Source organism: Mesorhizobium sp. PUT5 (genome assembly GCF_052216645.1).
Taxonomy (GTDB): Bacteria; Pseudomonadota; Alphaproteobacteria; order Rhizobiales; family Rhizobiaceae; genus Mesorhizobium.
The window spans coordinates 3,134,197-3,149,525 of record NZ_JBQOSO010000003.1; the positions used below are offsets into that span (position 1 = coordinate 3,134,197).

Sequence of the window (15,329 nt, forward strand, 5' to 3'; positions counted from 1 at the left end):
TCAGAACGCCTGGCCGATGCCCGCATAGATACCGAAGCGCGGGTCGCCGGGATCGCGGTTCAGCGGCACGGCCGCATCCACCCGAAGCGGCCCGAACGGTGTGAGATAGCGCAGGCCCACGCCCGCGCCCACCTTCATGTCGGAGAAGTCCGGCACGCGATCGGCCGAGACCGTGCCGGCATCCACGAAGGGCACGATGCCGATCGTGTCGGTGACCGCGACGCGCATCTCCGCCGAGGTCTCGAAATAGGAAAGGCCGCCGGTCGGCGTGCCGTTGATCTTGGGGCCGATGCCCTGATAGGCGTAGCCGCGCACCGAGCCGCCGCCGCCGGAATAGAAGCGCCGGTCGGCGGGCACGTCCATCAGCGAGGTGCCGAAGATGGAGCCGCCCGCCACGCGCCCTGCAACCACGAATTTCGCGGCATTGTCCAGCGCCTGGTAGGCCGAGCCCTCGGCCTTGAGCTTCACGAAGGTGTTGCCGTTCTGGATGTCGTAGCTCGGCTCGGCGAAGGCAAGCACGCGAAAACCCTTGGTCGGGTTGAGCCGATTGTCGCGGTTGTCGTAGACATATTGCAGCGGCACCGAGGCGATCAGGTAGTCGTGCTTGCCGAACACATCGGTGATCTTGGCATATTCGAGCGCCACTGCGGCCGACACGGTCTGGTGACGGCTCAGTTCGTAGGACAGGCCCGCATCGCCCTTGACCGAAAAGCTGTCATAGGCGTCCGGGTGCTCGTAGGTCACCTTCATGTTCGAGAAGAACTTGGAGGCCGGCCCGACCACGCCGGGCTTCTCGAACATGATGCCGGCATTGTAGTTCAGCTTGTCCAGCGCGTTGGCGCCGATGCCGCTGATGGACCCGTCGATACGAAGCTTCTCGGCGCGGCCGAACAGGTTGCGGTGGCCCCAATAGCCCTCGACGCCGAGGCCGTCGATGTTGGAGAAGGTGCCGCCGATGCCGAAATAGCGCGGCTTGCGCTCGGTGACGTTGACGTCGATGGGGATGTCGCCCTGCGCGTCGAGCTTGTCCTCCTCCCGCACCGTCACGCTGTTGAACACCTCCAGCCCCATGAGCCGGTCCCGCGCCTGGTCGATCTCGGCGGGGGAATAGGTCTCTCCCCGTTTCAGGCCGGTCATGTAGGCGGTGAAGTCGCGGTCGACGTCCTTCGTGCCCTCCACCGTCGTCTCGCCATAGCCGGCGATCGGGCCTGCGGCCAGCGTCAGGGTCACGTCCAGCGTCGAGGTGGCGTGGTCGGCCACGATCTCGCGATCGGTGACCTTGGCCAGCGGCCGGCCTTCCTCCTTCAGGTGGCGCACGATCGCCGCCTCCGCCTTCAATATGTCGGCCGACCCGGCATCCCCGCCGGCGATCAGCCCGTAGTCGGCGCCCATCAGGCCCGCGGCGTCGCCCTTCAGGCGGATGTCGCCGAGCACGAATTTCCGCCCGGGCTCCACCGTGACGGTGACGGGGATCGGCTGCTGCCCCTTGAACTCGGCGTCGGGCGGCAGGTCGTCCAGCAACCGGCCCTGGATGCGGATTTCGACGATGCCTTCGTAATAGGCCTCCTCGTAGAGGGCCGCGACCAGTTGCTCGCGCTCGGAGCGGGCCTTGGCCAGCAGGCCGAGCGAACCGGAGACGGGGCGCTCCTCGTCGGCCTTGAGCGTGGAGGTGTTCTCCAGCTTCTTCTTCAACCCGGCATCGGCGCCCGGCACCTCGATGGTGACCGAATAGCGCAGCGGATCGACGATGTCGGCGTCCTCCTTTTCGGAGGAGCCCCACAACCTGATGCCGAAGATCTCGAAGGCGGCGGCTTCGCGCGCGCCCACCGACGCGCCCACGCACACCAGCGCCGCAAGGAGAGCGCGTGAAAGGCCGCGCCGGGGCGCTACCTTGTTCGCAATCATCCTTGTACGCTCCGCCGGCATCTACCTACCCTAGCTTGTGAAAGCTAAAATTGCAGTCAACTTGTGAAACAGCCGTAAAGGAGCCGTCTTCCCAATGTCTGAATCCGGGTCGGCTTGGAATTCACACTCCTTTTCAAGTTGCAACAAAGCGTGATATCCACTGTACTCCCGGCTTTGGCGGCGTCCCGCAGCCCGGGCCCGCGCGAAAGCGGCCGGCCATGTTGACAAGCGCAACCCGAGGCTGAACATGCCCGCATGGGGACGGGCGGCCCATGGCGGGGCACCCGCTCGACGGGCGGGCGTTGTTGGAGAGGGTATCATGGCATTGCGTGCGGCTCGCTTCCTGCCTTTCTTGCTCCTGAGCCTCCTGGCCGGAGCGGTGTGGACCGTCCCTGCGGGCGCCGTCGAAACGCGGCGCATCGTCACCACCGAAAATGCCGACTATTTCGGCTTCGACCTGCGCTCGGAGCAGAACGTCACGCTCGACCAGTGCAAGGCCGATTGCCTCGGCGATCCCGCCTGCCGCGCCTTCACCTACAACACCAAGGCCAAATGGTGTTTCCTGAAATCCGACTTCAACACGCTCAAGCCGTTCAACGGCGCAGTCGCCGGCAAGGCCGTGGCGGTCGAGGGCGAGAAAGACATCGGCGCGCCGCCCGAGCTGGGCTTCTTCCCGGCCTGGATGGCCGACCAGGCCCGGCAATACCGCACCTATCTCACAGGCCCCGGCTTCGCCCGACCGGCCGAGGGGCTTTCCGCGCTCGACGAGGAAGCCGCGCAGGCGTCCGCCGCCGGCGACCACCGCACGGCCATGCAGAAATACGAGGCCGCCCTTTCGGTCATGCCCGACGACGGCGCGCTGTGGCTGAAGCTGGCCCGCGAGACGCTGGCCACGCAGCCCGCCGACGGGCAGGAAACCTCGACCCTGCCCGCCAACGCCACCTCCGCCGCCTTCAACGGCTACAATTTCACCCGCACGGCCAGCGAACGCGCCGAAGCGCTGGCGCTGCTGGCCGCCGGCCTCGACCGCCGCGACCTTTTCCGCGCCGCCCTGCAGGCCTACGAGGCGAGCCTTGCGCTGGCCTCCTCGCCGGCGGTGCGCGCCGACTACGAGGACCTGAAGGCGCGCAAGGGGTTCCGCATCGTCGACCATTCCGTCGATGCCGACACCAGCGCGCCGCGCATCTGCGCCCAGTTCTCGGAAGAGCTGCTCAAGACCGGCGTGGACTATTCCCAGTTCGTCACCGTGGACGGCCGGGCTCCCAAGGGCATCGAGGCCGGCGGCAAGCAGATCTGCGTGGAAGGGCTGGAGCACGGCCAGCACTATGACGTGACCTTCCGCGCCGGCCTGCCGGCGGCGATCGGCGAGGTCATCTCCGCGCCCGTCGTGCTGTCCATTTACGTGCAGGACCGCGGGCCTTCCGCCCGCTTCACCGGCGACAGTTTCGTGCTGCCCTCCGGCGCGCGCCGCGGCATCCCGGTCGTGACCGTCAACATGGACGCGGCCGAGATGAAGCTCTACCGCATCGGCGATCGCGCGCTGACACAGCTTCTGTCCGGCTACCAGTTCCTGCGCCAGCTCGACGGCTACGACGTCTCCAACATATCCGAGCAGATGGGCGAGCCGGTGTGGCAAGGCCGCATGGAGATCGCCAACGAGCTCAACAAGGAGGTGACCACCTCCTTCCCCGTGGACGAGGCCCTGCCTGAGCGCAAGCCCGGCGTCTACGTGCTGACCGCGCAGCCGGTGGACGACCGCAGCGACGAATGGAACTCGCGCGCCACGCAATGGTTCGTCGTCTCCGACATCGGCCTGTCCACCTATACCGGCCAGGACGGGCTGTCGGTCTTCGCCCGTTCGCTCGGCTCGGCCAAACCGATCCAGGGCGCGGAACTGACCCTGCTCGCCCGCAACAACGAGGTCCTCGGCACCGCTTCGACCGACGCGGAAGGCCGCGCCGTCTTCAACCCCGGCCTCACCCGTGGCGAAGGCGGGCTGGTGCCGGCCGTGCTGATGGCCAAGCAGGGCGACCAGGACTTCGTCTTCCTCGACATGACAAGGGCCGGCTTCGACCTCTCCGACCGCGGGGTGGCGGGCCGCGCCGCCCCCGGCGCGCTCGACGTCTATGCCTGGACCGAGCGCGGCATCTACCGCGCCGGCGAGACCGTGCATGTGGCGGCCCTCGCCCGCGACGATGCGGCCAGGGCCGTGGAGAACCTGCCGCTCACCTTCGTCTTCACCCGTCCCGACGGCGTGGAGGACCGCCGCATGGTCAGCGACGGCGCGGCCGCCGGCGGCCATGCCGTGGAGCTTGCGCTGCAGGCCAACACCATGCGCGGTACCTGGGCGGTCAACATCTACACCGACCCCAAGCAGCCGGCCGTCGCCAGCCAGATGTTCCTGGTGGAGGATTTCGTCCCCGACCGCATCGAGTTCGACCTGAGCGCAGACAGAACCGAGATCGCGCAGGGCGAGACGGCGAACGTCACCGTGGATGGCCGCTTTCTCTATGGCGCGCCGGCCGCAGGGCTGGCGCTGGAGGGCGAGACGACGCTTGTTCCCACCCGCGACTGGGACCGCTTCAAGGGCTATGTCTTCGGCCTCGCCGACGAGCAGGCGGCCGAGCCCACCGTGACGCCGCTGGCCGACCTGCCGCTGGTGGGCGACGACGGCAAGGCGAGCTTCCCCGTCACGGTCGACCAGCTTCCCTCCACCACCCGGCTGGTCAACGCAAAGGTGACGGTGCGCATGCGCGAGGCCGGCGGCCGCGCCGTGGAGCGCTCGCTCCAGCTCGCCATCCGCCCGCAGGGCGAGATGATCGGCATCCGCCCCGATTTTTCCGGCGACGAGGTGCCGCAGGGCGGAACGGCTAAGTTCAGCCTGATCGCCGTCGACCCCGACGGCAAACGCGCTGCGCTGCAAGGAGCGGCGTGGTCGCTGGTCAAGGTCGAGCGCAACTATCAATGGTATCGCAGCGGCGGCTCCTGGAACTACGAGCCGGTGACGCTGACCAGGGCGGTGACCAACGGCACGGCGGACATCGCCGCAAACGGCGAGGCCACCGTCTCGCTGCCCGTGGACTGGGGCCGCTACCGGCTTGAGGTTTCGACGGCGGACCCGCAGGGCCCCGCCACCAGCTACGAATTCGACGCCGGCTGGTATGTCGCCGCCTCTTCCACCGAGACGCCCGACGCGCTGGAGATCGCGCTCGACAAGGACGGCTACGCCGCCGGCGAGGTGGCGCGGCTGAAGGTGTCCCCGCATTTCGCCGGCGAGCTGCTGGTGACCGTCGGCGCCGACCGGCTGCTCAAGACCGTCACCGCCTCCATCCCGGCGGGCGGCGGCACGGTCGACATCCCCGTGGCCGGCGATTGGGGTGCCGGCGCCTATGTCACAGCCACGCTGTTCCGGCCGGGCGACGCAGAGCAGTCGCGCATGCCCGCCCGCGCCATCGGCGTGAAATGGCTGCCAGTCAATCCGGGCGCGAAGAAGCTCGCCGTGGCGCTGGCGCCGCCGGAAAAGACCCTGCCGCACCAGGCCCTGTCGATCCCGGTCGCCGTGACCGGCGCCGGGGCCGGCGAGAAGGCATATGTCATGGTCGCCGCCGTCGATGTCGGCATCCTGAACCTGACCAGCTACAAGGCGCCCGATCCGGAAGGCTGGTATTTCGGCCAGCGCATGATGGGGCTGGAGCTGCGCGACCTCTACGGCCGCCTCATCGACGGCTCGCTCGGCGTCACCGGCCGGCTGCGCACCGGCGGCGACGGCAACGCCATGCAGAGCCAGGGCAGCCCGCCCACGGAAAAGCTGGTCGCCTTCTTCTCCGGCCCGGTCGAACTGGGGCCGGACGGCAAGGCCACCATCTCCTTCGACATCCCGCAGTTCAACGGCACCGTGCGCGTCATGGCCGTAGCCTGGACGGGCAACGCCGTCGGCCATGCCGTCACCGACGTCATCGTGCGCGATCCCGTTGTCGTCACCGCCGGCCTGCCGCGCTTCATGGCGCCGGGCGATTCCTCCGTCATGCGGCTCGACATCGCCAACACCGACGCCCCCGACGGCGACTACGACCTCACCGTCACCGCCACCGGCGACCTCACCGTGGGCGACGACGCCGTGCCGGCCAAGCTGAGCCTCGTCGCCGGCAAGCGCCAGTCGCTCACCGTCCCGCTGATCGCGGTGGCCGCGGGCGACGCCGCCGTCACCGTGCGGCTTTCCCGTCAGGACGGGCCGGAGGCGGTCGAGCAGACGCTTGTTCTGCCCATCCGTCCGGCGCAGCTTCCCGTCACCACCCGCATGGTGGTGGACCTGAAGCCCGGCGGCACCTTGCGCGTCGACCGCGAGCTTCTGGCCGCCAGCCTGCTGGAGGGCGCGTCCGTCAGCGTCGGCATCTCGCAGGCCGCCGCCTTGGACGTGCCGTCGCTTCTGATGTCGCTCGACCGCTATCCCTATGGCTGCACCGAGCAGACCACCAGCCGCGCCCTGCCGCTCATCTATGTCAACGACATGGCCTCCGGCTTCGGCATGGCGAGCGACCCGAACCTGCACCAGCGCATCCAGGACGCCGTCTACAAGGTGCTGAACAACCAGTCCTCCAGCGGCAGCTTCGGCCTGTGGGGGCCGGGCTCCGGCGATCTGTGGCTGGACGCCTATGTCACCGATTTCCTCACCCGCGCGCGGGAGGCGAAATTCGACGTGCCGGCACAGGCCGTCTCCCAGGCGCTGGCCAATCTGCAGAACTCGCTGGGCTACGACCAGGACGTGCAGAGCCGGGGCAGCGAGATCGCCTATGCGCTCTATGTGCTCGCCCGCAACAAGAAGGCCTCCGTGGGCGATCTGCGCTACTATGCCGACACCAAGCTGGACTCCTTCGCCAGCCCCATGGCGGTGGCGCAGCTCGGCGCGGCTCTTTCGCTCTATGGCGACGCCCAGCGCGCGGAGGCGACCTTCGACGCCGCGCTCCGGCTCGCGCGCCAGACGGCGGACTACGACTATTACCGCGCCGACTACGGCTCGCCGCTGCGCGACGGCGCCGCCATGCTGGCGCTTGCCGCCGAAAGCCGGCCAACGCCCGCGATCGTGCCCGACCTGCTGAAGCTGGTGGCGCGCGAGCGTGCCGATGCGCGCTGGACCAGCACCCAGGACAACGCCTGGATGCTGCTGGCCGCGCGTGCGCTCAAGGACGGCAACGAGGCGATCGCGCTCACCATCGACGGCGCCCCGCACAAGGGCGCCTATTCGGCCGAGATGTCCGGCAACGACCTGCTGGACAACCCGCTGACCGTCGGCAATGCCGGCCAGGCGGCGGTGCAGGCCGTCGTCACCAGCCATGCCGCGCCCGCCCAGCCGTTGCCGGCCGGCGGCGACGGTTTCACCATCGAGCGCACCTACTACAATCTCGACGGCAGCGAGACGAACGTCACCGAGGCGCAACAGAACGAGCGCTATGTGGTGGTGCTGAAGGTGCAGCAGCTCAACGACTGGCCGCAGCGCGTGCTGGTGACCGACCTGCTGCCGGCCGGCTTCGAGATCGACAATCCGAGCCTGGTGTCGAGCGCGCAGCTCGCCAACTTCTCATGGCTGGCGCAGACCAACCCGGCGCATGTGGAGTTCCGCAACGACCGCTTCGTGGCCGCCTTCGGCCCCGGCGGCGAGAGCGACGACGAGGGCAGCCGGGACGACGGCGACAGCACCAAGACGCTGGCCTATGTGGTGCGCGCGGTGACCCCCGGCGTCTACGCCCACCCGGCCGCCAGCGTGGAGGACATGTACCGGCCGCAATATTCGGCCCGCACCGCCACCGGCATGATGGAGGTGAGGGCGCAGTAGGGCGCCCGAAACCCGGCTCATTCCGCCATGCAACCGTGCCCTTCCACCCCCACCCCTAACCCCTCCCCACAAGGGGGAGGGGGACTTTGGGTCCGCGCCTGCCTGCATCAATCCTCAAAGGTCTTTGCACGGACGGCGGCGCGACCCTTCCCCTCCCCCTTGTGGGGAGGGGTTAGGGGTGGGGGTAGAAATCACACCCTGCCCGTCAGGATTTCCGCATCGAAACGCCCATTGCAGAAAACGGCCGAAGCAGGCGAAATCGGATGAAGAAGGCGTCACAAAAGGCCCTTCGCAGCATGTCCTTCCGTGCAGCGGCCGTTCTGGCGTGCTTTGCACTTGCCGCCGCAGCCCTTCTCGCGCTCGACCGCGCCTTCCCCCCGCCCCTGCCCGAAACGCTCCCCGTCTCGGCCGAGGTGCTGGACCGGGACGGCCAGTTGCTGCGCGCCTATGCGGCTCCCGACGGCTACTGGCGCCTTGCCACCCGGCTCGACCAGGTGGACCCGGCCTTCGTCGACATGCTGATCGCCTATGAGGACAAGCGCTTCCGCGACCATGCCGGCATCGATCCGCTGGCGATCGGCCGCGCCGCCCTCCAGCTCGTCACCCAGGGCCGCATCGTCTCCGGCGGCTCGACGCTGTCCATGCAGCTTGCCCGGCTGATCGAGCCGCGCGACGGCCGCTCCGTCGCGGCCAAGCTCAAGCAGGCGCTACGCGCCCTGCAGATCGAGCGGCGGCTGTCGAAGGACGAGATCCTCGAACGCTATCTTACGCTCACTCCCTATGGCGGCAATCTGGAAGGCGTGCGCGCCGCAACGCTGGCCTGGTTCGGCAAGGAGCCGAAGCGGCTCACCGTCTCGGAAGCGGCTCTGCTGGTGGCCCTGCCGCAACTGCCGGAACGACGCAGGCCCGACCGCAACCGGCAGGCCGCCCAGACCTCCCGCGACCGCGTGCTGCAGCGCATGGTGGCGGCCGGCCGGCTCGGCGAGCGCGAGGCCGCGCGTGCGGCGCTGGACGAGGTGCCGGGCGTTCGCCGCGCCCTGCCGGCGCTGGCCGCGCACACCGCCGACCTGGCGCTGAAGACGGCGCCGGCCGGCAGGCCGCCCCGCCTCACCTTGAAAAAGAGCGTGCAGCAGGGGCTGGAGGCGGTTGCCCGAAATGCGGCGGCCCGGCTGGGGCCGAAACTGTCGATCGCCATGGTGATGGCCGATTCGCGCACCGGCGACATTCTGGGCGAGGTCGGCTCGGCCTCCTATTTCGACGGCGGCCGCTCCGGCTGGATCGACATGACGCGGGTGCTGCGCTCGCCCGGCTCGACGCTGAAGCCCTTCATCTACGGGCTGGCCTTCGAGCAGGGCATGGTGGCGCAGGAAACGCTGATCGAGGACAGCCCCGCCGACTTCTCCGGCTACCGGCCGAAGAATTTCGACATGGGCTACCAGGGCGACGTCTCCATCCGCCAGGCGCTGCAACTGTCGCTCAACGTGCCGGCCATCCGCGTGCTCGACGCCGTCGGCCCGGCGCGGCTGACTGCCCGCTTCCGCCAGGCGGGCGTGAGCCCCGCGCTGCCGCTCAACCAGGCGCCGGGGCTGGCCATCGGCCTCGGCGGCGTCGGCGTGACCCTGCGCGACCTGGTCCAGCTCTATTGCGGGCTGGCCAATGGCGGCCGGGTCGAGAGACTGCGCGACGGAACGGAGAAGGCAGCCGAAACGGGCGCGGCGACCACCCTGCTCGACGCGTCCGCCAACTGGCAGATCACCGACATATTGGCCGGGGTGCGGCCGCCGGAAGGCGCGGCCCGGCGCGGTATCGCCTACAAGACCGGCACTTCCTACGGCTATCGCGACGCCTGGTCCATCGGCTACGACGGCCGCTACGTGCTGGGCGTGTGGGTGGGCCGCGCCGATGCCGGCGCCGTGCCCGGCCTGTCCGGCTATGTCTCGGCGGCGCCCATCCTGTTCGAGGGTTTTGCCCGCTCCGGCCTCGCCGCCGTGCCGCTGCCGCCGCGCCCGGCCGGCGTGGTGACGCCGCGACGCGACGAACTGCCGGTGACGCTGGCGCGATTCGGCCCGGCAACCGGCGGCATCAACGGCGCCACGGAGCCGGCCCCGCGCATCGTCTTCCCACCGGACGGCGCCCGGGTCGACCTCGGCGCCGCCTCCGCCGAGGCCACCCCGCTCGTGCTGAAACTGCAGGGCGGGCGCGCGCCGTTCCGCTGGCTGGCCAACGGCAAGCCGCTCGCCGGCCTAGACCGCACCCGCACCGCGACGTGGCAGCCCGACAGCGCGGGCTATTCCACGCTGACCGTCATCGACGCCGCCGGCCGCGCCGCCAGCGTCAAGGTGTTCGTCGAATAGAGCGCCCGCCCCGGCTGCCGGAAAAACCGGCTCCGGCAAGGAAGAAGTTTCTCAAGCGCCCGTCATTTCGCCGAAAATTTTCTTCGCCGGCCGGAAAAAGGCAACGTCCGGCCGGGTTCAATTTCTACCATTTCTGTAGATTAAACCCGTACCCAACGGAGACAGGAATGATGCGACTTCATTTCCGAACTCTTGCTGCAGCACTGGTGGCCGGAACCGTGCAGTTCGGCACGCTCGGCTTCGCTTTCGCCGACACCACCATCCTCAACGTGTCGTACGACCCGACGCGCGAACTCTACAAGCAGTATGACGAGGCCTTCGCCGCCCATTGGAAGGCCGAGACCGGCGAAACCGTCACCATCCAGCAGTCGCATGGCGGCTCCGGCGCGCAGGCACGCGCCGTCATCGACGGCCTCGAAGCCGATGTCGTCACGCTGGCGCTGGAGAGCGACATCAACGCGATCGCCGACAGGACCGGCAAGATCGCCCCCGACTGGCGCGGCCGGTTCGAGAACAATTCCGCGCCCTACACCTCCACCATCATCTTCCTGGTGCGCAAGGGCAACCCCAAGGGCATAGAGGACTGGGACGACCTGGTGAAGCAGGGCGTCCAGGTCATCACCCCCAATCCCAAGACCTCCGGTGGCGCGCGCTGGAACTACCTCGCCGCCTGGGCCTATGCCAATGCGCAAGACGGCGGCGACGAGGCGAAGACGAAGGAGTTCATCGCCAGGCTGTTCGCCAACGTACCCGTGCTCGACACCGGCGCGCGCGGCTCCACCGTCACCTTTGCGCAGAAAGGGCTGGGCGACGTGCTGCTGGCCTGGGAAAACGAAGCCTATCTGGCGCTGGACGAATTCGGCGCCGACAATTTCGATATCGTCTATCCGCCCTCCTCCATCCTGGCGGAGCCGCCGGTGGCCGTGGTGGACGGCAACGTCGACGCCAAGGGCACGCGCAAGGTGGCCGAGGAATATCTGAAATATCTGTATTCGAAGGAAGGCCAGACCATCATCGCCCGCAACCACTACCGGCCGGCCAAGCCCGAGCTTGTCGAGGCCGATGCGGTGGGCTGGGAGACGAAGCTTTCCCTCGTCACCATCGACGACCCGCAATTCGGCGGCTGGAAAAAGGCGCAAGCCTACCATTTCGGCGATGGCGGTATCTTCGATCAGGTCTATAAGCCGGCCCAATGAGACGACCGGCCCGAAACGCCACGAATCCAAGGAGAACGGAAAAAGCATGAGCATGGTGCCCGCCATGGCGGGGGCAAGGTTCCGGCAGCCGAGCGTCATCCCCGGTTTCGGGCTGACGCTCGGCTTCACGCTTGTCTACCTCGTCCTCATCATCCTCGTCCCGCTGTCGGGCCTGGTGTGGCGCTCCGCCGCGCTGGGCTGGGCCGACTTCTGGAAGATCGCCGCCGACATCCGCACGCTGAAGGCGCTGGAAATCAGCTTCGGCACGGCGCTGATCGCGGCCGCCGTCAACGTGGTGTTCGGCACCATCGTGGCCTGGGTGCTGGTGCGCTACGACTTCTACGGCCGCCGCATCGTCGACGCCATGGTCGACCTGCCCTTCGCCCTGCCCACCGCCGTGGCCGGCATCGCGCTGACCACGCTCTATGCCCCCAACGGCTGGCTGGGCAAGCCGCTGGCCGCGCTCGGCGTCAAGGTGGCCTACACGCCGCTCGGCATCGTGGTGGCGCTCATCTTCGTCGGCCTGCCCTTCGTGGTGCGCACCGTGCAGCCGATCATCGAGGAGATCGACCGCGAGGTCGAGGAGGCGGCGGCCACGCTCGGCGCCGGCCGCTTCCAGACCATCACCCGCGTGCTGTTCCCCGGCCTGGCGCCGGCCATCCTCACCGGCTTCGCGCTGGCATTCGCCCGCGGCGTCGGCGAATACGGCTCGGTCATCTTCATCGCCGGCAACCTGCCCAAGATTTCCGAGATCGCGCCGCTGCTCATCATCATCCGGCTGGAGGAATACAACTACGCCGCCGCCACCGGAATCGCGGCGATCATGCTGGCGCTGTCCTTCGTGATGCTGCTCGTCATCAACCTTTTGCAGGCATGGAGCCGCAAGCGCTATGGCTGACCCACAGATCATGGCCGGAGAGGCCGGCGCGGCAGGCCCCTCGGCCGCGGTGACGGAAAGTCGCGCCGCGCGCGCCGCGCTCATGGCGGCCGCCTTCGTCTTTCTCGGCATCTTCCTCGTGCTGCCGCTGGCCATCGTCTTCCAGCAGGCCTTCGCAAAGGGCGTAAACGCCTATCTCACCTCGCTCGGCGACCCCGACACGCGCGCCGCCATCCGCCTCACGCTTACGGTCGCGGTCATCTCCGTGCCGCTCAACATCGTCTTCGGCCTGGCCGCCGCCTGGGCGATCGCCAAGTTCGAGTTCAAGGGCAAGGCCTTCCTCATCACGCTCATCGACCTGCCCTTCTCGGTTTCGCCGGTCATCGCCGGCCTGGTCTACGTGCTCCTGTTCGGTGCGCAGAGCGTGCTGGGGCCGTGGCTCAAGGCGCACAGCATCGAGATCCTGTTCGCCGTGCCGGGCATCGTTCTGGCCACCATCTTCGTCACCTTCCCCTTCGTGGCGCGCGAACTGATCCCGCTGATGCAGGAACAGGGCACCGGCGACGAGGAAGCGGCCCTTTCACTGGGCGCCAGCGGCTGGCAGACCTTCCGCTACGTGACGCTGCCCAACATCAAATGGGGCTTGCTCTACGGCGTGCTCCTGTGCAACGCCCGCGCCATGGGCGAGTTCGGCGCCGTCTCGGTGGTGTCGGGCCACATACGCGGCCAGACCAACACCATGCCGCTGCATGTCGAGATTCTTTATAATGAATACAACGCCGTCGGCGCCTTCGCCGTGGCCTCGCTGCTGGCCGGCCTCGCGCTGGTGACGCTGGCGCTCAAGACCATACTGGAAATCCGCTACGGCCACGCCCTTGCCGGCAGCCGCGGACACTGACGGGGAAATCTTTCGATGGAAGTTCGCGTTGCCAATGTGCGCAAGGAGTTCGACCGCTTCCCGGCGTTGCATGACGTGTCGCTCGACATCCGCTCGGGCGAGCTGATCGCGCTGCTCGGCCCCTCCGGCTCGGGCAAGACCACGCTGCTGCGCCTCATCGCAGGGCTGGAGAGGCCGACGCGCGGCAAGGTCTTCTTCGGCGAGGAGGACGCCTCGCACAAAACCATCCAGCAGCGCAATGTCGGCTTCGTGTTCCAGCATTACGCGCTGTTCCGCCACATGACCGTGGCCGACAACATCGCCTTCGGCCTGAAGGTGCGCCCCGCCGCCACCCGCCCGCCGGCGGCCGAGATCCGCCGCCGCGCCCTGGAACTGCTCGACCTCGTCCAGCTTTCGGGGCTGGAGGACCGCTATCCGGCGCAGCTTTCCGGCGGTCAGCGCCAGCGCGTGGCGCTGGCGCGCGCCATGGCCATCGAGCCCAGGGTGCTGCTGCTGGACGAGCCTTTCGGCGCGCTGGACGCCCAGGTGCGCCGCGGCCTGCGCCGCTGGCTGCGCGACTTCCACGACGCTACCGGCCACACCACCATCTTCGTTACCCACGACCAGGAGGAGGCGCTGGAACTGGCCGACCGCGTGGTGGTGATGAGCCAGGGCCGCATCGAGCAGGTGGGCACGGCCGACGAGGTCTACGACACGCCCAACTCGCCCTTCGTCTACGGCTTCATCGGCGAATCCTCGTCGCTGCCGGCCAAGGTCGAGGACGGCCAGGTCTGGATCGCGGACCGCCCCATCGGCCTTTCGGCCGGGGACGCGCCGGAAGGCAAGGGCACGCTGTTCTTCCGCCCGCACGAGGTGGAACTGCTGGACGGCTGCGGCGGCTGCATTGCCGGCACCGTCGTCAACAGCTGCCGCGTGGCCGAGACGCGGCGCGTGGAACTGGAGGTGGGCGGCGACCGCAGGCGCGTGGAGATCGAGCTTCCCATCGACCACACGGCCGCGAGCAAGAGCCGCGTCGCCTTCCGCCCGCGCCGCTGGAAGCTGTTTCCGGCGGAAGCCTAGCGCCAATCCACGATCCGGAAATCCGTTCCCGTTCTTATCGGCATTCCGGATCGATTTTCTATTTCATCCGCGACCTCGGCACCCAGGTGCCTCGTCTTGGCCCGCCCGCCCTCTATGGTGCGCGGTATCTGTGGTCCTCTTCTTCCTCATGGAGCTTTCATGAAACGCCTCATCCTCGCCGGCGCGGCCCTTGCCGGATTGCTGCTGGCAACCGCCTCGGCCAACGCCGCCGACAAGCTGCTCAACGCCTCCTATGATGTCGGGCGCGAACTGTTCGTGCAGATCAACAAGGCCTTCGTCGAACAGCATCCCGGCGTGACCATCGACCAGTCGCATGCCGGTACCTCCAAGCTGGCTCGCTCCATCGTCGACGGCCTGGGCGCCGACGTCGTCACCTTCAACCAGGTTCCCGACGTCGATTTCCTGGTGAGGAACGGCTACGTGCCGACCACCTGGCAGCAGGAGTTCCCGCACAACGCCTCGCCCTTCTATTCGCTGCCTTCCTTCCTGGTGCGCGCCGGCAATCCCAAGAACATCAAGGACTGGGACGACCTCGCCCGCGACGACGTCCAGGTCATCTTCCCCAACCCCAAGACCTCGGGCAATGCCCGCTACACCTATCTGGCCGCCAGCGCCTACGCCCTTGAGAAGTTCAACGGCGACGAGGCCAAGGTGAAGGAGTTCGTCGGCAAGATCTTCGCCAACGTGCCGGTGTTCGACACCGGCGGGCGCGCGGCCACCACCACCTTCGCCGAGCGCGGCATCGGCGACGTGCTGATCACCTTCGAGGCGGAGACGCAGGGCATTGCCCGCGAATATGGCACCGACGACTACGAGCAGGTGGTCCCCTCGGTCAGCCTGCTCGCGGAATTCCCCGTGGCGGTCGTCGAAAAGGTGGCCGAGGAGCACGGCACCCGCGCGCTTGCCAAGAACTATCTCGACTTCCTCTACACGCCCGAGGGCCAGAAGATCGAGGCCGAGAACGGAATGCGCGTGCGCGACGAGCAGGTGGCCGAGGCGTTCAAGGACAAGTTCCCGCCGGTGCGGCTGGTGACGGTGGAGGACGTGTTCGGCGGCTGGGAGAAGGTGCAGGCCGAGCATTTCGCCGACGGCGGCCTGCTCGATCAGGTCTACGGCGACCGCTGAGGCAAGCCGCAACCGCGCCCGCCCTAAGGGCCGGCTGCGCCCGGCCCCTGCCTCCGGGCGGCTT

8 protein-coding genes are annotated in these 15,329 nt (G+C 68.3%); 7 read left to right on the top strand and 1 reads right to left on the bottom strand.

The genetic code is table 11. The features are described from left to right. The gene (locus tag ACTDI4_RS16790) at positions 1-1,905 is read right to left on the bottom strand and encodes an autotransporter assembly complex protein TamA (RefSeq protein WP_442842227.1); all 1,905 of its coding nucleotides are present in this window, start codon (positions 1,903-1,905) and stop codon (positions 1-3) included. 319 nt (positions 1,906-2,224) lie between these two features. On the opposite strand from ACTDI4_RS16790, the gene ACTDI4_RS16795 reads away from it, so the two are divergent. The 7 genes from ACTDI4_RS16795 to ACTDI4_RS16825 all read left to right on the top strand — a co-directional run bounded on the left by ACTDI4_RS16795 (position 2,225) and on the right by ACTDI4_RS16825 (position 15,265). Continuing rightward, on the top strand, positions 2,225-7,735 hold the full coding sequence (locus ACTDI4_RS16795) for an alpha-2-macroglobulin family protein (protein ID WP_442842228.1): 5,511 nt from the start codon (positions 2,225-2,227) through the stop codon (positions 7,733-7,735). Between the two features lie 296 nt (positions 7,736-8,031). Next, positions 8,032-10,089: a penicillin-binding protein 1C gene (pbpC, locus tag ACTDI4_RS16800; protein ID WP_442842229.1), complete on the top strand. Its 2,058-nt coding sequence runs from the start codon at positions 8,032-8,034 to the stop codon at positions 10,087-10,089. A 167-nt stretch (positions 10,090-10,256) separates the two neighbouring features. After that, the gene (locus ACTDI4_RS16805) at positions 10,257-11,285 is read left to right on the top strand and encodes a sulfate ABC transporter substrate-binding protein (RefSeq protein ID WP_442842230.1); all 1,029 of its coding nucleotides are present in this window, start codon (positions 10,257-10,259) and stop codon (positions 11,283-11,285) included. Positions 11,286-11,331: 46 nt separating this feature from the next. Continuing rightward, entirely contained in the window at positions 11,332-12,183 is an 852-nt protein-coding gene (cysT, locus tag ACTDI4_RS16810; protein WP_442842231.1) for a sulfate ABC transporter permease subunit CysT, read from the top strand. Positions 12,184-12,193: 10 nt separating this feature from the next. Then, a complete protein-coding gene (cysW, locus tag ACTDI4_RS16815; RefSeq protein WP_442843383.1) occupies positions 12,194-13,060 on the top strand; it encodes a sulfate ABC transporter permease subunit CysW in 867 nt (288 codons plus the stop codon). Between the two features lie 15 nt (positions 13,061-13,075). Further along, positions 13,076-14,119: a sulfate/molybdate ABC transporter ATP-binding protein gene (locus ACTDI4_RS16820; protein WP_442842232.1), complete on the top strand. Its 1,044-nt coding sequence runs from the start codon at positions 13,076-13,078 to the stop codon at positions 14,117-14,119. 159 nt (positions 14,120-14,278) lie between these two features. Continuing rightward, entirely contained in the window at positions 14,279-15,265 is a 987-nt protein-coding gene (locus ACTDI4_RS16825) for a sulfate ABC transporter substrate-binding protein (protein WP_442842233.1), read from the top strand. Positions 15,266-15,329 lie beyond the last annotated feature (64 nt).

Bases quoted from the DNA above. Each gene is read 5' to 3' on its own strand.
- ACTDI4_RS16805 (WP_442842230.1), top strand. From the start codon at position 10,257: ATGATGCGACTTCATTTCCGAACTCTTGCTGCAGCACTGGTGGCCGGA.
- cysW (WP_442843383.1), top strand. From the start codon at position 12,194: ATGGCCGGAGAGGCCGGCGCGGCAGGCCCCTCGGCCGCGGTGACGGAA.
- cysT (WP_442842231.1), top strand. From the start codon at position 11,332: ATGAGCATGGTGCCCGCCATGGCGGGGGCAAGGTTCCGGCAGCCGAGC.
- ACTDI4_RS16825 (WP_442842233.1), top strand. From the start codon at position 14,279: ATGAAACGCCTCATCCTCGCCGGCGCGGCCCTTGCCGGATTGCTGCTG.
- ACTDI4_RS16820 (WP_442842232.1), top strand. From the start codon at position 13,076: ATGGAAGTTCGCGTTGCCAATGTGCGCAAGGAGTTCGACCGCTTCCCG.
- pbpC (WP_442842229.1), top strand. From the start codon at position 8,032: ATGTCCTTCCGTGCAGCGGCCGTTCTGGCGTGCTTTGCACTTGCCGCC.
- ACTDI4_RS16795 (WP_442842228.1), top strand. From the start codon at position 2,225: ATGGCATTGCGTGCGGCTCGCTTCCTGCCTTTCTTGCTCCTGAGCCTC.
- ACTDI4_RS16790 (WP_442842227.1), bottom strand. From the start codon at position 1,905: ATGATTGCGAACAAGGTAGCGCCCCGGCGCGGCCTTTCACGCGCTCTC.